Below are 17674 nucleotides of genomic sequence, written 5' to 3' on the forward strand. Positions count from 1 at the left end.
ATTTAAATTGCGCTCATCGCGACCCGAGCAGGGCCGCGCTTGCCTGCTTGGGCCGTTGTTCAGACGGGATGATGATGCTGGATGGCGTTGGCGAAGGTATCCAGAATCGGTTTCAACTGTGCGCGCTTGAGCTTGTAAGCGGCCTGATTCACCACCAGGCGGGAGCTCACGTCATAGATGTGCTCGACGGCGACCAGGTTGTTGGCCTTGAGTGTGCCGCCGGTGCTCACCAGGTCGACGATCGCATCGGCGAGTCCGACCAGCGGGGCCAGCTCCATCGAGCCATACAGCTTGATCAGGTCGACGTGCACGCCTTTCGCCGCAAAGTGCTCGCGCGCCGAATCGGTGTACTTGGTGGCCACGCGCAGACGCGCGCCACGCTTGACCGCGCCTTCATAATCGAAGCCTGCGCGTACGGCTACCATGAGCCTGCACTTGGCAATTTCGAGATCGAGGGGCTGGTACAGGTTGGCACCGCCATGCTCGCGCAGTACATCCTTGCCGGCCACGCCCAGGTCGGCCGCGCCATGTTGGACATAGGTCGGCACGTCGCTTGCACGCACGATGATCAGGCGCACGCCGGGCAGGTTGGTGCCGATGATCAGCTTGCGCGAGGTTTCCGGGTTCTCCGTCGGCACGATGCCTGCTGCTTCCAGTAGTGGCAGGGTCTCGTCAAAGATGCGGCCCTTGGAGAGGGCGATGGTCAACATAGTCAATGCAATGTCCGTAATGCGGGCAAGATTGCCGCAATTTTAACCCAAAGCGGCGAATTTGTTGCGCCGCATCAGCTTTTCTTGTTGGGGTTGAGGAAGTTTTCGAATTCGTCGAGCGAGATTTCCTCGACGGCGATCGACTGTTTCCTGAGCAGGCGGAGGTCGTCCACCAGTTGTACCTCTTCCCGCTCGGGCGGCTTCGCCTCGCCGTCTGCCTCGGCGGGGGGCGCTGCATTCGGGGCGTCGGGATAAGCGGGTTCGGCATCGTAATCCGCCTGCTCCGGTGCCTGGTCATCGCTGTAATCGGTGCGAAAGCGCCAGAACACCGCGGGGATCTCGATCCCGGCGTGTTCCTTGACGAACTGGCGGATCTGGATCTCGAGGATGTTCGAGAAACGCAGCTTTTTCTGTGGCTGCGCCTTGACGAGCACGATGGGCTGCCGGTCGAACAGCACCACGTATACCTTGACGTTCTCGATCTGCCGAAGCTCGAAGAAACGGTTGACCAGCGTCTGGGTGACGGCAACCGTCTGTACATCGGTCTGCTGGGGCTTGTCTTCCTTGCCTAGCGAGAAAAAGCCCATGGGGTCTGCTCCAGCGATGGCGGCAGGGCTTGTCGCAGTCCGATCCCACGACCCAATCCCGCCGGGTTTTCGTTTTGACCGCGGCAGGCCGGGGCCGGTTCAGTGCCCCGCTGCCCTGGCGTATCAGCTGATACGCTCAATTTGCGCGCCAACGCCGCCTAGCTTGCGCTCGATGTGTTCATAGCCGCGGTCGAGGTGATAGATGCGGTCGACAATGGTTTCGCCCTCGGCGACCAGGCCGGCAATGACCAGGCTGGCCGAGGCGCGCAGGTCTGTTGCCATGACGGTGGCGCCCGACAGCTTGTCGACACCCTGCACGATGGCGGTGTTGCCGCTGGTTTCGATGTTGGCGCCCATGCGGATCAGCTCGGGGGCGTGCATGAAGCGGTTCTCGAAGATCGTCTCGGTGATGACGCCGGTACCCTCGGCCAGCGTGTTCAAGGTCATGAACTGCGCCTGCATGTCGGTCGGAAAGGCCGGATAGGGCTGGGTGCGTAGGTTCACCGCCTTCGGGCGCTGCTTCATGTCGAGGCTGATCCAGTTCTTGCCTGCCTCGATATGGGCGCCGGCTTCCTTGAGCTTGTCGAGCACTGAGTCGAGGATGTCCGCGCGCGTGTTACGCAGCACCAGATGGCTGCGGCTCAGTGCGGCGGCCACGAGGAAGGTGCCGGTCTCGATGCGGTCGGGCATCACGCGGTGCTCCGCTGCGTGCAGCCTTTCCACGCCCTCGATGGTGATGGTATCGCTGCCGGCACCATAGACCTTGGCGCCCATTGCGTTCAGGCATTCGGCCAGGTCGACCACCTCGGGCTCACGCGCGGCGTTCTCGATGGTGGTCACGCCGTCGGCCAGGGCGGCGGCCATCATCAGGTTTTCGGTGCCGGTCACGGTGACCATGTCGGTCACGATCTTGGCGCCCTTGAGACGCTTGGCCTGGGCCTTGATGTAGCCGTGTTCGATCTTGATCTCGGCGCCCATCGCTTCGAGGCCCTTGATGTGCTGGTCCACCGGGCGGCTACCGATGGCGCAGCCCCCCGGCAGGCTCACGGCGGCCTCGCCGAAGCGGGCCAGCATGGGACCGAGCACGAGGATGGAGGCGCGCATCGTCTTCACCAGCTCGTAGGGGGCAACCAGCTTGTCGACCCCGCTGGCGGTGATCTCGAATTCGTGGACGTTGTCGGTCATGACGCGCACGCCCATCTGCTGAAGCAGCTTCTGCGTGGTCAGCACGTCGCGCAATTGCGGCACGTTGGTGAGGCGCAGGGTGTCACCGGTCAGCAGGCCGGCGCACAGAATCGGCAGGGCCGCATTCTTGGCGCCGGAGATGGTGATTTCGCCGGCGAGGGGGGCGCCGCCCTGGATTTTGAGTTTGTCCATGTCTACAGTCTTGTGATGATGCCTCGGGCGCGATGTCCGGTCGCACTGGCCCAGTGCCGACCATCGCGCGATATTGGTTCAGCCGTAGCTGGCGCCCAGTGACAGGAGGCTTGCCTTGGCCTCCGCTTCCTTGCGTGATTACGCTTGCGTTGCGGCCCATTGCTCCGGGCTGTAAGTCTTCATCGACAGCGCGTGAATCTCCTCGCGCATGCGGTCCCCCAGGGCCTGGTAGACGCGCTGGTGCTGCTGGATGCGGGTTTTGCCGGCAAATTCGCGGCTGACGATCAATGCCTCGAAGTGATGGCCGTCGCCGGCAACTTCGAGGATGTCACAGGGCAGGCCTGCGGCGATGTATTGCTTCAGTTGTTCTGGGGTCACCATGGTCTGTGCTCGGGTGTGTTGAGGAGTGCGCGTTGCCTGCGGCAAGGCACGCTTAGTGTCGTAGTTTATATCCGCGCTTCAGCAGCTGCAGCGTCAGCAGGCCAAGCGCGATGGTACAGGTGCTCACCACGGCCAGACTGGTGCCGGGCGGCACGTCCGAGGCGCCGAGAAAGCCGTACCTGAAGCCGTCGATCATGTAGAAAAACGGGTTCAGGTGCGAGGCTCTCTGCCAGACGGCTGGCAGGGAGTGGGTCGAATAGAACACGCCGGCCAGGAAGGTCATCGGCATGATCAGGAAGTTCTGGAAGCCGGCGAGCTGGTCGAATTTCTCCGCCCAGATACCGGCGATCAGGCCCAGCGTGCCCAGCATGGCGCAGCCGAGAAAGGCGAAGAGCAAGGCCCATAGCGGATGCGGGAGCGCTGGCGGGATGAACCAGAGCGTCACCACGAACACCCCTGCGCCGACTGCCAGGGCGCGCATGACCGAGGCGATCACGTAGGCGCCGAAGAACTCGAACTCGGCCAGCGGCGGCAATAGGATGAACACGATATTACCGGTGATCTTGGACTGGATCAGGCTCGACGAGCTGTTGGCGAATGCGTTCTGCAGCATCGACATCATGATCAGGCCGGGCACCAGGAAGCTATTGTAGGTGACCCCCTGGTACACCTGCACGCGGTCACCCACGGCGTGGGAAAAAATCAGCAGGTAGAGCAGGGCAGTCACGACGGGAGCGAGCACCGTCTGCAGGCTGACCTTCCAGAAGCGCAGCACCTCTTTGTAGAGCAGGGTAGGAAATCCGGTCATCGTGGTGTTATGGCTTGTGCATGACCTGGACGAATACGTCTTCCAGGTTCGGTTGTTCCAGCACCAGATCCTGCACGGTAACGCCCGCCTCGCGCAGCGTGGCAAGTATCGCCTCCAGCTGGTTGATTGCGGGCAGTTTCAGCCGATAGTAGCCGTCAGCCTCGTCTGCCAGCAAAGCGTGCAGGCTTGCCGGCAGCTGCTTGGGCGACAACTGCACGCGCAAGGTATGTGATGCGTGGCTGTGCAGAAAGTTTTCCTTGCGGTCCAGCGCGATGATGCGGCCCTGCTTGAGCATCGCGATGCGGTTGCACAGTGTCTCGGCTTCTTCGAGATAGTGCGTGGTGAGCACGATGGTATGGCCGGCCTGATTGAGTCGCCTGATGAAATCCCACAAGCTTTGGCGCAGCTCGACATCGACCCCGGCTGTCGGCTCGTCCAGCACGATCACCGGCGGGCGGTGGACCAGGGCCTGCGCCACCAGCACGCGCCGCTTCATGCCGCCGGACAGCGCGCGCATGTTGACATTGGCCTTGTTCATGAGGTCAAGGTTGCTCATGATCTCGTCGATCCAGTCGTCGTTGCGCGTGAGCCCGAAATAGCCGGACTGGAGGCGCAATGTCTCGCGCACCGTGAAGAAGGGGTCGAATGCCAGTTCCTGCGGCACGATGCCGAGGTTGCGGCGAGCATCGCGGTATTGGCTGGCGACGTCGTAGCCCATCACCGAGATGTGGCCGGCGTCGGCGCGCGCCAATCCTGCCATGATCGAAATCAGCGTCGTCTTGCCTGCGCCGTTGGGGCCGAGCAGCGCAAAGAACTCGCCGGGCTCGATGTCGAAGCTGACATTGTCGAGTGCCTGCAAGTGCTTGTAACGCTTGGAAATATTGCGGATGCTGAGGGCGGCCGTCATGGGCTGACGTGGCGGGTGGCAAAACCGCTATTCTACACGAAGGCACAGGCTGGGGCCGACCCCGCTGTGGAAAGAAAAACGGCCGCCATGCGGCGGCCGTCGGACGGTGAGACGGTGATCAGAAACGCGAGGACAGGCTGACGCTTGCCGAACGATCCTTGACGTTGTCCATACCCACCACCTGGTTGTAGTTCACGCCAACGCTGGTGGTCTTGCCGAGATCGACGTTGACGCCGAGCGACACCGTGCCGTAGTTCGCATCGGGCGAGCCGACCGGCAGCTGGAAGCTGGTGAAACCGTTGCTCAGGCCGAGTGTGAGCGAACGTTCACTGTCCTCGTACTCGTGACGCGCGGCCACGTCGACGAACGGACGCACGCCGCCGAAGCTGGTGGCCAGTGTGGCCTCCATGGCGAGGCCGACGCTGGCGACGGTGGACTTCACGTTCTGGTTACCAAAGCTCATGGCGGTGCTCGAGCCGCTGTTTTCCTGGTAGGCCGAGACGCCGGCACTCTGCACCGTGACGCCCGCATTCGGTGTCAGCTTGAGCATGCCCATGGCCAGGTTGTAGCCGCCACCGAGACGGAACATGGTGCGATCGCCCGAGGTGCTGCCGGTTTCGGTGCGCGTGACGGGGCCGAGCTTGATGTTGCGCTCGATCTTGCCGATATCGGTCTTGGCGACGCTGCCCAAACCGTCGATATAGGCATTGCCGAAGCTGCCGCGGCCGTACACGGTGATCGCGATTTCGCGGCTTTCCATCTTGCCTGCGCTGTCGCCGACCGAACCGGACTGGCGGCTCTGGGTCAGTGCCAGGCCGACGTTGACGTTGTCTTGCAGGATGACGTCGGCGCCAACCGTGGCGTTCCATTTGTTGTCGCCATCGAAGCGGCCCAGGCCATCGTGCGCGTCGGTGTCGGTGCGCGCGGCGCCGGCATCGACAAACACGCGCAGGCCGCCGCCAGCCTTGCTGGTGCCGTCGAGCATGCGCAGGTGGTTGCCGATCGTGCTCTCGATGCGGCGCCCGCCGGCCAGTTGCAGGTCCGCCAGCGGCGCGACGGCGCGCGGGGCATCGACGATGGACTCGATGTAGTCGGCGATCAGCGCGTTGGTGGTCGGGCTGACGTGACGGTCGTCGGCGAAGAAGTAGGCCTTGCTGGCATCAAAGCCGGGCTTGCTTGCCGTGCACGACAAGGACCATGCACCGCTGGCGGTGGGTGGGCAGGCAGAGCCAGTGACGTTGGCGATGCCGTAGGCGGTGTGATTGGCGATCACTTCGTTGACGAAGTTGTAGATGTCGACCGAGATGGCATTGGTGCCTTGCTGGTACAGCCCCGAGCCGGTCGCCAGATTGAAGCCTTGGGACAGCTGCTGGGCGCCGCCGGCCAGCTGGGTGTAAGCGCCGTTGAGCTGGGTTTCCAGGTTGGGGAGACCCGCGCCTTGCAGGATCGTGGCGGCTGCCCTGAATGCGTTGGCCCGCGCGGTGGCTGGGTCGTCGCTGGCGCGCAGCTGGGCGAGCATGGCGGGCACGGCCTGCCCCAGCAGGGCCGTCTGTTGTGCCTGGCTCAGCGGGGTCTGCGCCAGCGTGGCTTGTACTGCGGCATAGGTGATCGCCGGGGTGACGGCAAAGTTGGGCAGGTTGGGGACGATGATGTAGCGCGCCCCGGTGGCCTTCAGCGTGGCCACCTGCGTCACCAGACCGGTGGCCGAGCGGACGACTTCGGCCTGGGCTGCTGCCGGGTTGGTTGCGGCGAGCGACAGGGCGACAGGAATATCGTTACCGCCGCTGAACACGACATAGAGCGAATTCGGGTTGCTTCTGCCTGCCTGTACGGCGAGACCGACCTGGGTCGGCAGGTCCAGGATGTCGCCGAACGGGCCGGTGTTGGTGCTCTCGACCGAGCGTGCGCCGCCTTCGGCGTAGTTGTTGCCGGTGGCGCCCAGGTTCGGGTTGTTCGGATTGATCGGGATGGCGGTGAAGCCATAGTGTGCCGCCAGCAGGTCTGCATAGTTCGGCTCGGGGTTGACCGTGAAATGGGCGCCCGCCGCCACGCCGGAGGCGCCGGTGAAGGCGCCGGTGTCTGTCAGGCTGTCGCCGAAGAAGTAGATGTTCTGGAAGTCCACGGCCTGCGCTGCACAGCTGAAGGAGGCGGCAATCGCAAGGGAGAGCAGGGATTTCTTGTAAGACACGGTGTTGATTCCTATTCCAAGGGGCGCTAATTGTTATCGTGATTGGCGCCGGGGGCGACGCGAATCCGTCCGGCCGGCGAGCAGTGCTAAGGTACTGAGTAATTGCTCCATAGGCAACTGTTGCGTGCTCGGATCGGCGCGCTGCAGCTGTTTTATATGAGATGTGTAATGTATTTGTCAGCATCGATAGTCAGAATGGCGGGTGAAATCAGTTACACTTGCAAACCACCATAGACGCTGTTTGCCGGCTCAATTTCCGGGATCGCCGGTTTCACCACTCATGCATTCGTTCGAACACTACAAGATCATCGGCAAGCTGGGCCAAGGCGCGATGGGCGTGGTCTACAAGGCCATCGACACGCGCCTGGAGCGGCCTGTCGCGCTCAAGGTGGTCAGCATCGATCTCGACGAATCCGAGCGTGTGCAATTTGCCGCGCGGCTGCAGCTCGAAGCGCGTGCGGCGGCCAAACTCAACCATCCGAACATCATCACCATCTACGAGTGCGGTGAGGTCAACGGCCTGCCTTATATCGCGATGGAATTCATCGATGGGCCGACCCTGCGTGAGCTGTTGTCGTCGGGCAAGCGCCTGTCGGTGGACAAGGTGCTCAAGATCACCGGACAGTTGCTCAAGGGGGTCGCCTATGCACACCAGAACGGCATCGTGCATCGCGACATCAAGCCGGCCAACCTGATGTTCACCTCGAACGGCGTGCTCAAGATCACCGATTTCGGCATTGCCAAGGTGTCGGCATCGAACATGACGCACACCGATACCTTGCTTGGCTCGCCGCGCTACATGTCGCCCGAGCAGCTGTCCGGCAAGGTGGTGGATGGCCGCTCCGACATTTTCTCGGTGGGCTCGGTACTGTACGAGATGTTGGCTGGCCGGCCGCCGTTCGATAGCGATAATGTCGCCAGCATTGTCTACCAGATATTGTTCGAGCCGCCGCCATCATTGCCCGAGCTCAATGGCGAGGTGCCGACCTGGCTCGATGAAGCGGTCGGCTGCTGCCTGGCAAAGAGCCCGGCCGAGCGCTTTCAGACGGCTGATGAGCTGATCGAGCTATTGAAGCAGGGGCGCCGCGAAGCGAGGCTGGCCGATACAGTGGTCGTGCAACCGGAGGACCCGCCGCCATCTCCGCTTGTGGCCGGCCCACACCGGGCACGGTGGGGGCTGCTGGGCGGTGCCGTGGTGGCCTTGCTTGCCGGCGGCGTGTGGCTGGGCACGGCAATCAAAGCACCGAGTGTGCCGCCGGTACAAACCTCGCTGGTCGCGCCGGCCAAACCCGATGCCGCCACTTTGTCGCCGCAGATGAACTGGTCCGACAAGGGCGCGGTGACATTGAAGACGGCGCCGCCCAGCGATGTGGCGGCAAGCGAACCCGCGAAGGAAGAGAAGCCGCACCAACCCGTTGCGAATGACAAGCCGGCGCCAGCCGTGTCGCCGGTAAAACACTCGCCGAAGGGGGCGACTCGCGCCGGCCAGCCGGCACAGGACGATGGCAGCAAGTCGGCCCGGGTACCCGAGGCGGTGGAGCGTAGCCATGACTCGGATCGTGGCGAGCTTGCCAAGCATGCAGAGGTGCCAAGGCATGCCGAGACGGTCAAGCCGGCCGACAAGAAATCGTTCTGGGAAAAGCAGGTTGATTGTCTGAAGGAAGGGCTCTGCGAACAGCCGGTCCAGCGCAGGCAGAGCGCCAAGTAGCGCTAGGTGTGACGTAAAGAAAAGGGGCCTGTTGGCCCCTTTCTCATTGCTTCTTGCGCCAGCCGATCACGTCGATGGCGGTGGGCTGCTGCTGCCGGCCCCGTGTCTACTTCGCTTCATCGGCTTTCGGTTCGTCGGCGAATGGGTCATCCGGATCGACCAGCACCGGCGGCGCGCCATCGTAGATTTCGCTCTGGCGCCGCTGGAGGTAGGCGTCGCGGGTAAAGGCGTAGGGGTCGAGCGCTGCTGTGTCGAGCACGTTGCTGATGCCTAGCAATTCGCTGCGCAGATGGATGGTGCGCAGGCCGTCCACGCTGTTCCGTGCGGGGACGTCGCTGGCGTGCGATACCGGATCGGCCTGGTAGTCGCCAATCAGTGCCACCGAATCGCGCAATGTGGATGGCCCCAGTAGCGGCAGCACCAGATATGGCCCGCTGCCGACGCCCCAGTAGCCGAGTGTCTGCCCCAGGTCTTCGCGGCGTGCGGCAAAGCCTGCTGGTGTCATGATGTCGATGAAGCCGGCCAGGCCCAGCGTCGAGTTCACTGCAAACCGGCCGAAGCTGACCAGGGTGGCTTCCGGCTTGCATTGCAGCGCATTGTTGAGCGTATTGCGAACTTCGCTGAGATTGCTGAAGAAGTTGCTGAGGGCGGTGCGCACCGGTTCGGGCAGCACCGTCGAGTAAGCCTCGGCGACGGGGCGAATGACGTACTTGTCGGCGTTCTGGTTGAAGCTGTCCACCTTGCGGTTGACTGGCTCGAACGGGTCGCTACGCGTGGGCGAGGCGGCACAGCCAGCCAGCACGAGCAGGGAGGAGACGACGGCAGCGATGGGAAGACGCAGCATCCTTACCTCAATCGATTGGCACGATGGCTTCGACACCGTACAGCGCGGCCAGCGAGCGCAGGTTTGCCGGCACATTCTCGCAGCGCAGCACGATGGATTGCTCCTCGGCGCGTCTAAGCCAGGCCAGTACCAGTGCGATGGCGCTCGAATCGACTTCGTTGACCTCGGCGAGATCGAGCACCGTTTCCGGCACCGCCAGTTGCTCGACTACGCGCGCCATCACCAGCCTGGCTTCGCGGTAGGTCAGATCGCCGGATAGCTTGATGCGCATCGAATCAGGCCTTGCCCGCCGGTACGGCGGCGTTCTTGTCCTTGAGCGACTTGATCAGGCCGTCGATGCCGCTCTGCTTCACCGTCTCGCCGAAGGTGCCGCGGTAGTTGGTCACCAAGCTCACGCCGCCAACAATCACATCATAGACTTTCCAGCCCTGTTCTGCCTTGCGCAGCTTGTAGTTGATCGCGACAGGCTGCTGGCCAGCTACGGCGACATCGGTGTTCACCGTGACGTCGGTGGCGGCTGCATCGGCCTTGACCGGCTTCACATCGATCGCCTGCACCTTGTAGGAGGTCAGCGTTGCGGAGTAGGTGCGTACCAGCAGCGTCTTGAATTCTTCCGTCAGCTGCGCCTTCTGCGCGTCGCTGGCGGCGCGCCAGTCCTTGCCGACGGCAAGCCCGGTCATGCGCGTGAAATCGAAGCTCGGCAACACTTTCTGCTCGATCAGCTCACGCAGTTTCTTGTCGTTCTTTTCCTTCTTCATCACATCGAGCACCTCGCTCGATGTTTGCCGTACCAGCGATTCGGCATCGCTGATGTTGGCCAGCGCCGCGCCGGCGATCAGGCTGAGGCTCAGGACGAACAGGGAGAGTAGCTTTTTCATGATGGCTCCAATGGTGTCTTGTCTTGTTCGAGCGTCAGTTTGCCGCGCTCTCTTCTTTGGGCTTGCCGGCTTTTTCCGCGCTCGAGAACAGGAAGCGACCGATCAGGTCTTCGAGGACAACCGCAGATTGGGTGATGGTGATCTTGTCGCCATTTTTCAAGGCCTGATCATCGCCACCCTCGGTCAGACCGATGTATTGCTCGCCGAGCAGACCCGAGGTCAAGATGGCGGCCGAGGTGTCCTTGGAGAACGGGTAGCGCTGGTCGATGGCGATCGTGACAACGGCGTTGTAGGCCTTGGTGTCGAACTGGACGTTGGTCACGCGGCCGACGACCACGCCTGCGCTACGAACCGGCGCACGGGACTTGAGGCCACCGATATTGTCGAAATTGGCGGAGACGGTGTAAGTCGCCTTGGCGTCGAATGAGCCGCTCAGGTTGCCGACCTTCATGGCCAGGAAAATCAGCGCGGCGATGCCGAGCGAGACGAAGATGCCAACCCACAGGTCAATGGTGGTCCGGTTCATAATTTTATGCTACCCCACGAAACATGAATGCAGTCAGAACGAAGTCGAGTGCGAGGATGACTAGTGCAGAGCTGACCACGGTGCGGGTGGTCGCGCGCGACACGCCCTCGGCGGTCGGCGGGGCGTCGTAACCCTCGAATACGGAGATCAGCGTGACGGCGGCGCCGAACACGAAGCTCTTGACCACGCCGTTGACGATATCGAAACGGAAGTCGACGGCGGACTGCATCTGCGACCAGAACGCCCCCGAATCGACCCCAATCAGCTTGACGCCGACCAGATAGCCGCCGATCACCCCCATCGACGAGAACATGGCGGCCAGCAGCGGCATCGAGATCACGCCAGCCCAGAAGCGTGGCGCCACGACGCGCGCGATCGGGTTGACGGCCATCATCTCCATCGCGGCGAGCTGCTCGGTGGTCTTCATCAGACCGATTTCGGCCGTCATGGCCGAGCCCGCCCGGCTCGCGAACAGCAGCGCGGCGATCACCGGGCCGAGCTCGCGCGTCAGCGAGAGCGCCACGAGCACGCCGAGCGCATCGGCCGAGCCATAGCGCTGCAGCGTGTCGTAGCCCTGCAGGCCGAGCACCATGCCGACGAACAGCCCGGAGATCAGGATGATGATCAACGACAGCACGCCGGCGAAATAGACTTCGCGGATGGTCAGGCTGAAACGGCGGAAGGCCATGCCGGAGTAAAGGAGTATCACGGCAAAGAAGCGCACCACGAAACCCAGGCGCCAGATACCGTTGATGCAGGTTCTCCCGATGAGGCGGATGCCCGAAGTGAGGGTGTCGATCATGCGCCATTCCTCCGCAACAGATCGGTGGCGTAATCTGGCGCCGGGTATTGAAACGGCACCGGGCCGTCCGGCTCGCCTTTGACGAACTGGTGGACGAAATCCATCTTCGAGGCACGGATCTCGTCTGGCGTGCCGTGTGCGACGATGGCGCCTTCCGATACGAAATAGATGTAATCGACGATCTGCAGCGATTCCTGCACGTCGTGCGTGACCACGATGGAGGTCGCGCCGAGGGCGTCGTTCAGCTTGCGGATCAGTTGGCCGACGATGCCGAGCGAGATGGGGTCGAGCCCGGTGAACGGTTCGTCGTACATCATCAGCATCGGGTCGAGCGCGATCGCGCGGGCCAGCGCGACACGACGCGCCATGCCGCCCGACAGCTCGGATGGCTTGAGCTTGTGTGCGCCGCGCAGGCCGACCGCATGCAGCTTCATCAGGACGAGGTCGCGAATCAGCTCTTCCGGCAGGTCGGTGTGCTCGCGCATCTGGAAGGCGACGTTGTCGAATACCGACATGTCGGTGAACAACGCGCCAAACTGGAACAGCATGCCCATCTTGCGGCGCAGCTGATAGAGGTCGTCGTGGTTGAGCTGGTTGACGGTCTGGCCGGCGACCCTGACGTTGCCGCGCGTCGGCTTGATCTGGCCGCCGATGAGACGCAGGATCGTAGTCTTGCCGCAACCCGAGCCGCCCATGATCGCGACGAGCTTGCCGCGCGGAATGCTCAGGCTGATGTCTCGGAGGATTGGCCTGCGCTTGTCGTAAGCGAAGGTTACGTTATCTATCTCGACGAGGTTGTCGGCGCTGCCAGATGCCACGGTCAAGCCCAAATAAAAAGAGGTAAATTTTAGTCGAAAAATGGTGCATGGCGATATAGGTTTTGCAACATGTCTTCGCCGGTGTTGCAGTCGTACAACAGCTTGAAGCAAATGCTCTAGGGATATTTTATTCTATTTGCATGAAAAATGGCATGCCTGTTTGAAAGCCGGTATGGGTTTTCAGTCATTTGCCCTGGTGTCGCGGACGGTCATCGCTGAATATGTCAACGTAATTGCTGTGATGCAATAGATTGATGCGGACGTGTTCCAGGCTGGCCTGCGCGGGCCGAACATCTATAATCGCTAGCAGGAGGCCCGCCGACGAGAAGCGGGTAGGGAATCTGTACAAATGAATATCACCACCAGTCTGCCGGTATTGCTGCTTGTCGATGATGATCCCCTGATCGCCGAAACGCTGGCATTCGTGCTGCGCAAGCATTTCGATGTCTTGCTGGCGGATTCGGCCGAGCAGGCGATGGCGCTGCTGCGGGCGGCGCCGGTTGCGCCAGGGCTGGCCCTGGTCGATCTCGGTTTGCCGCCCGATCCACATGTGCCGACGGCCGGGTTCAAACTGATCGGCGATCTGCTCGCGTTCCGTCCCGATCTCAAGGTCGTGGTGCTGTCCGGGCAGAATGGCGAGGCCAACGCACGCCACGCCCGCGCGCTGGGTGCGATCGAGTTTGTCGCCAAGCCCTGCGCGCCGGACGTGATCTTGGCCGCCCTCAGCCGTGCACTGAACCTGATGCAGTGGGAGGGGCGGGCCGCCGGTGCGGCGGAGCACAGCGCCCTGATCGGCGACAGCCCGCCGTTGCAACGGTTGCGTGGCATGATCCGCCAGTTTGCGCAGACGCCGTTTCCGGTGTTGATCGAGGGCGAGTCCGGCACCGGCAAGGAGCTGGTTGCGCGCGGCCTGCATGACGCGGGCGCCGGGCCGGAGCGGCCGTATCTTGTATTCAACTGCGCTGCGATCGCGCCGAGCCTGGCAGAGGCGGCGCTATTCGGCCATGCCCGGGGGGCGTTTACCGGGGCGGCCCAGTCCAAGGGTGGATATTTCGAGGATGCGGGTGACGGCACGCTGTTTCTCGACGAGATCGGCGAGTTGCCGCTCGAATTGCAGGCCAAGCTGTTGCGCGTGCTCGAAACCGGGGATTTCCAGCGCGTCGGCGAGACGCAGGTGCGCTACAGCCGTGCCCGCATCGTTGCCGCCACCAACCGGGATCTACGCGAGGAGTCGCGCCAGGGCCGGTTCCGCGCCGATCTTTACCATCGGCTCAGCGTCTTCACCATCGACATGCCGCCGCTGCGCGCGCTCGGTGCCGACAAAATGCTGCTGCTCGCCCATTTCCGCGAGCGCTACGTGCAACAGGCCGGCCTGCCGCCGTTCGAGCTCGATGACTCGGCCAAGCAGGCGTGGCTGGATTACCCCTTCCCCGGCAATGTACGCGAGCTGCGCAATATCGTGATCCGGCTGACGGCCAAGTATCCCGGGCGCACGATAGGCCAGGCCGAGCTGCAGGGCGAGTTCGACCTGGTGGCCCCGCCGCACCAGCTGGTCGAGGCGGCCGTCAAGCCCGCTGCGGCGCGTACCGAGCCGCCGCTGGTCGAGCGCGCCATGGCGGAATTGCAGGCCGCCCCGGGGTTCAGCCTCGACGGCATGCTCAAGGCCTGGGAGCGTGGCTATATCGAAGCGGCCATGCGCCTCGCCAACGGCAACGTGAGCCAGGCCGCCAAGCTGCTCGGCATCAACCGCACCACCCTGTACGGCCGCATCGGCGGCGAACAGAAGCTGTCCTGAGGAAGGTCATGTATCGCACGCATTTCGGCCTGAGCGAGCCACCATTCAAGATCACCCCTCATCCCGGCTTCTTTTTCGAAGGGGCGCAGCGCGGCGCGATGCTCGATGGCCTGCTCTATGCCGTCACCAGCGGCGAGGGCATCGTCGAGGTGGTGGGGGAGGTGGGCAGCGGCAAGACCATGCTGTGCCGCATGCTGATCGACAAGCTGCCTGACAGCGTCGACCTCGTTTATCTCGCCAACCCGAGCTATGCGCCGGAAGACATCCTGTATGCTATTGCCGACGAGCTCAAACTTGCCATCGACGGCCTGCGGGCCGGGGCGGTGATGAAATGCCTGCAGCAGAGCCTGATCGAGCGCTATGCCGCCAACCGGCAGGTGGTGGTGCTGATCGACGAGGCGCACGCGATGCCGGCCGAGACGCTGGAGCAGGTGCGGCTGTTGTCGAACCTCGAGAATGGCCACCACAAACTGCTGCAGATGGTGCTGTTTGGCCAGCCCGAGCTCGACCGGACGCTGGCACTGCCGTCGATGCGCCAGCTCAAGGAACGCATCGTCCATCACTTCGCGCTGTCGCCGCTGCGGCGCGAAGACGTCGGCGCCTACCTGATGTTTCGCATGCGGGCCGCCGGCTACAAGGGGCCGGACAATTTCGAGCGCGCGGCCGTCAAGCTGATTGCCAAGGCGTCGCAAGGGCTCACACGGCGCATCAACATCCTCGCGGACAAGGCGCTGCTCGCGGCCTTTGCCGATGGCGCCTACCAGGTGTCGGCGCGGCATGCCCGGCTCGCCGCGCGTGACAGCGGCTTCCTCCAGTCCCGCGTGCCGTGGTCGCGCCTGGCCTGGGGGGGCGGCTTGCTGGCGGCGGGCGTGATGCTGGGATTGGGCCTGCAGGCATTTTCCAGCGCGCTACAACGCGCCGAGCCGCAAATCGCCGCGCCACCTGCCAGGCTGCTGACCGTGCCATCCAGGCCCGTGGCCGCCGCACCGCTTGCCCCACAGCCCGCTGCTGCGGCACCCGCGGATGCGCCACCGAGCCCGGTGTTGCAGCCACGGCTCGATGCGGCCACGACCTGGCTCGATGCGCAGGCACCCGAGCGTTACACGCTGCAGTTGCTCAGTACGCCACAAGCAAATGTGCACTTCGTCGAGCAGTTCCTGAAACAGCTCGAAGGCAAGGCCGATGCCACCAGCGTGCATGTCGTTCCTTTTTATATCAATGCCTTGCCACACTATGGCGTGTTCCTCGGCGACTTTGCCGACCGGGCGCAGGCGCAACAGGCCCGGGCCAATCTGCCGCGCGAGTTGGCGCTCTATCGCCCCTTGCTGAGGACGATTCAAGGTGTGAAGGATGGTGCAAAGCCGAATACGCTTAAGAATCAGGCCATTGAAAAGGCTTCTTAATGTGTTAGGCTTTGAATATATTTTCCAGCTTATCGATAGATACTAAATAGCGATGCGCTTTCCCGTCTCCACGCGCCTGTTGCCGCTGCTGATGCTCGCCGGCTGCGGTGTCACCCAACCGCTGACCCCGGATGGCGGCCATCTTTCGGCCCCGGTGCCGCGTGCCGACGACATCCCGCAGCCAGTCGCTGCCCTGCCGGCCTTGCCGGTGCCAAAGCCGGCGCCCAAGGCCGAGGTGTACAGCGTGGTCGTCAACAACGTGCCGGTGGACGAGCTGCTGTTCGCCTTGGCGCGCGATGCCAAGGTGAATGTGGACATCCATCCCGGCATCGACGGTAAGGTCACGCTCAACGCCATCAACCAGACCCTGCCGCAGTTGCTCGAACGCATCGCCAATCAGGTCGACATGCGCTGGGAGCTCAATGGCCATGATCTGGCCGTGATGCCCGAAACCGCGTTCGTCAAGCACTACCAGGTCGACTACGTGAACATGGCGCGCAAGATGAACAGCCGCATCGCCATCGCTACCTCGATCGCTTCTACCGGCGGTACCGTCAATGCCTCCCGCGGCGGCAACAGCTCGACGGCGAGCAATGCCTCCGACGCCGATCTGGTGAACGTGTCCGAGAACCAGTTCTGGACATCGGTGCGCAACGGGCTGGTGGCGATTCTCGAGTCGACCTCGGCTGTCAGGCAGCAGGAACTCGCCCGGCGCGAGAAGCTGGAAGCCAAGCGGGCCCGGGAACGCATGAGCCCGGAGCAACTGGCCCAGGCCGAGGCCGGCCAGCAGGCCAAGAAGGACGGGGTGCGGCAGGATGCCGAGATTGCCGCACGCGCCGGGGCCGGCGCCTCCAGACTATTCGACCAGCTGCGCCAGGCCGATGCTGCTGCCGAGCCGGCCGCCGCGCCTGCCGCAGCACCTGCCGCGGCAGGCGGCGCTTCGCCCGAAGAGCGCAACGTCATTGTCCACGCCGAGACGGGGACGGTCACCGTGGTGGCCACCGCGCGCCAGCACAAGGAAATTCAGCGTTTCCTGCAGCAGGTGACGAGCAGCGCGCAGCGCCAGGTATTGATCGAGGCGACCATTCTCGAGGTGGACCTGTCCGACCAGTTCCAGTCGGGCATCGACTGGTCGCGCATCGCCGAAGGCACGCGCAGCTACACCAATGGCGGCGTGTCGCTGACGCCATCGACGCTCAACAACGCGCCCTTCACCGCGTTCACCTTCAATATCGCCAACCCGCGGCTGTTCAGCGGCACCTTCGCTTCGACGATCAAGCTGCTGGAGAGCTTTGGCAAGACCAAGGTGATCTCGAGCCCGAAGATCATGGCGCTCAACAATCAGCCGGCGCTGCTCAAGGTGGTCGAGGAAAAGGTCTATTTCACCACCGACATCAAGATTACCGACGCGACCAGCACCACCCCGGAAAAACGGGAATACACCTCGGTCATCAACACCGTGCCGGTTGGCGTGGTGATGAGCGTGACGCCGCAGATATCCGAGTCTGGCGCGGTGTCGCTCAATATCCGCCCGACCATCTCCAACATCACCGGCTACAAGCAAGACCCGGTGCCGCGTCTGCTCAAGGTCGATTTCGACAACCTGATTCCGGAGATCGAAGTCCGCGAGATGGAATCGACCCTCAAGCTGATGAGCGGCCAGGTGGCCGTGCTCGGCGGCCTGATCCGCGACAAGATCGAATACAAGCGCGATGGTCTGCCCTGGGTCTCCCGCCTGCCGATGCTGGGCACGCTGACCTCGCAGCGCAACGACACCACCACCAAGGGCGAGTTGGTGATCTTCCTGCGCCCGGTGCTGGTCAACGACCCGAGCCTCAATGGCGATCTGGCGCAGTTCAAGGGCTATATGGCCGACAAGGATTTCTTCAACCGCAAGCCGGACGAGATCGCGACCCCGATCCTGGGCATAGGGGGTAAGTAA

At 63.1% G+C, this 17674-nt stretch carries 17 protein-coding genes; 4 read left to right on the forward strand and 13 right to left on the reverse strand.

Annotation, left to right across the window (positions count from 1 at the left end; all coding sequences use genetic code 11):
* Positions 1 to 59 precede the first annotated feature (59 nt).
* From hisG to ABWL39_RS09610, 7 genes are all read right to left on the reverse strand, one after another.
* A complete protein-coding gene (gene hisG, locus ABWL39_RS09580) occupies positions 60 to 710 on the reverse strand; it encodes an ATP phosphoribosyltransferase (protein ID WP_367789969.1) in 651 nt (216 codons plus the stop codon).
* Positions 711 to 784: 74 nt separating this feature from the next.
* On the reverse strand, positions 785 to 1297 hold the full coding sequence (locus tag ABWL39_RS09585) for a hypothetical protein (protein WP_367789678.1): 513 nt from the start codon (positions 1295 to 1297) through the stop codon (positions 785 to 787).
* A gap of 123 nt (positions 1298 to 1420) precedes the next feature.
* On the reverse strand, positions 1421 to 2674 hold the full coding sequence (murA, locus tag ABWL39_RS09590; RefSeq protein ID WP_367789680.1) for a UDP-N-acetylglucosamine 1-carboxyvinyltransferase: 1254 nt from the start codon (positions 2672 to 2674) through the stop codon (positions 1421 to 1423).
* 138 nt (positions 2675 to 2812) lie between these two features.
* On the reverse strand, positions 2813 to 3055 hold the full coding sequence (locus ABWL39_RS09595; protein ID WP_367789683.1) for a BolA family protein: 243 nt from the start codon (positions 3053 to 3055) through the stop codon (positions 2813 to 2815).
* Positions 3056 to 3107: 52 nt separating this feature from the next.
* Positions 3108 to 3863, reverse strand: a complete 756-nt coding sequence (locus tag ABWL39_RS09600) for an ABC transporter permease (RefSeq protein WP_367789686.1) — start codon at positions 3861 to 3863, stop codon at positions 3108 to 3110.
* Positions 3864 to 3870: 7 nt separating this feature from the next.
* Entirely contained in the window at positions 3871 to 4770 is a 900-nt protein-coding gene (locus tag ABWL39_RS09605) for an ATP-binding cassette domain-containing protein (protein WP_367789689.1), read from the reverse strand.
* Between the two features lie 118 nt (positions 4771 to 4888).
* Positions 4889 to 6958, reverse strand: coding sequence for an autotransporter outer membrane beta-barrel domain-containing protein (locus tag ABWL39_RS09610; RefSeq protein ID WP_367789692.1), 2070 nt, complete (start codon positions 6956 to 6958; stop codon positions 4889 to 4891).
* A gap of 280 nt (positions 6959 to 7238) precedes the next feature.
* Between ABWL39_RS09610 and ABWL39_RS09615 the strand changes: the two genes are divergently transcribed.
* A complete protein-coding gene (locus ABWL39_RS09615; RefSeq protein ID WP_367789695.1) occupies positions 7239 to 8666 on the forward strand; it encodes a serine/threonine protein kinase in 1428 nt (475 codons plus the stop codon).
* 106 nt (positions 8667 to 8772) lie between these two features.
* On the opposite strand, the gene ABWL39_RS09620 is transcribed toward ABWL39_RS09615, so the two are convergent.
* The 6 genes from ABWL39_RS09620 to ABWL39_RS09645 are packed head-to-tail and all read right to left on the reverse strand — an operon-like array spanning position 8773 to position 12540.
* Positions 8773 to 9510, reverse strand: coding sequence for a VacJ family lipoprotein (locus ABWL39_RS09620; RefSeq protein ID WP_367789698.1), 738 nt, complete (start codon positions 9508 to 9510; stop codon positions 8773 to 8775).
* A gap of 7 nt (positions 9511 to 9517) precedes the next feature.
* A complete protein-coding gene (locus ABWL39_RS09625; protein ID WP_367789702.1) occupies positions 9518 to 9781 on the reverse strand; it encodes a lipid asymmetry maintenance protein MlaB in 264 nt (87 codons plus the stop codon).
* Positions 9782 to 9785: 4 nt separating this feature from the next.
* On the reverse strand, positions 9786 to 10388 hold the full coding sequence (locus ABWL39_RS09630; RefSeq protein WP_367789705.1) for a phospholipid-binding protein MlaC: 603 nt from the start codon (positions 10386 to 10388) through the stop codon (positions 9786 to 9788).
* 34 nt (positions 10389 to 10422) lie between these two features.
* Positions 10423 to 10914 (reverse strand): outer membrane lipid asymmetry maintenance protein MlaD, encoded by a 492-nt coding sequence (gene mlaD / locus ABWL39_RS09635; protein WP_367789708.1) that lies wholly within the window; start codon positions 10912 to 10914, stop codon positions 10423 to 10425.
* A gap of 4 nt (positions 10915 to 10918) precedes the next feature.
* A complete protein-coding gene (mlaE, locus tag ABWL39_RS09640; RefSeq protein WP_367789711.1) occupies positions 10919 to 11716 on the reverse strand; it encodes a lipid asymmetry maintenance ABC transporter permease subunit MlaE in 798 nt (265 codons plus the stop codon).
* The gene (locus ABWL39_RS09645; RefSeq protein ID WP_367789714.1) at positions 11713 to 12540 is read right to left on the reverse strand and encodes an ABC transporter ATP-binding protein; all 828 of its coding nucleotides are present in this window, start codon (positions 12538 to 12540) and stop codon (positions 11713 to 11715) included. Before ABWL39_RS09645 ends, mlaE begins: the two co-directional genes overlap by 4 nt.
* Before the next feature lie 343 nt (positions 12541 to 12883).
* On the opposite strand from ABWL39_RS09645, the gene ABWL39_RS09650 reads away from it, so the two are divergent.
* From ABWL39_RS09650 to mshL, 3 genes are read left to right on the forward strand one after another with little or no spacing between them, the layout of a single operon-like run.
* On the forward strand, positions 12884 to 14329 hold the full coding sequence (locus ABWL39_RS09650) for a sigma-54-dependent transcriptional regulator (protein WP_367789717.1): 1446 nt from the start codon (positions 12884 to 12886) through the stop codon (positions 14327 to 14329).
* Positions 14330 to 14337: 8 nt separating this feature from the next.
* Positions 14338 to 15732, forward strand: a complete 1395-nt coding sequence (locus ABWL39_RS09655) for an AAA family ATPase (protein ID WP_367789720.1) — start codon at positions 14338 to 14340, stop codon at positions 15730 to 15732.
* Between the two features lie 52 nt (positions 15733 to 15784).
* Positions 15785 to 17674, forward strand: a complete 1890-nt coding sequence (mshL, locus tag ABWL39_RS09660) for a pilus (MSHA type) biogenesis protein MshL (RefSeq protein ID WP_367789722.1) — start codon at positions 15785 to 15787, stop codon at positions 17672 to 17674.

Origin of the sequence: Chitinivorax sp. PXF-14 (assembly GCF_040812015.1) — a bacterium.
In the GTDB taxonomy this organism is placed as follows: Bacteria; Pseudomonadota; Gammaproteobacteria; order Burkholderiales; family SCOH01; genus JBFNXJ01.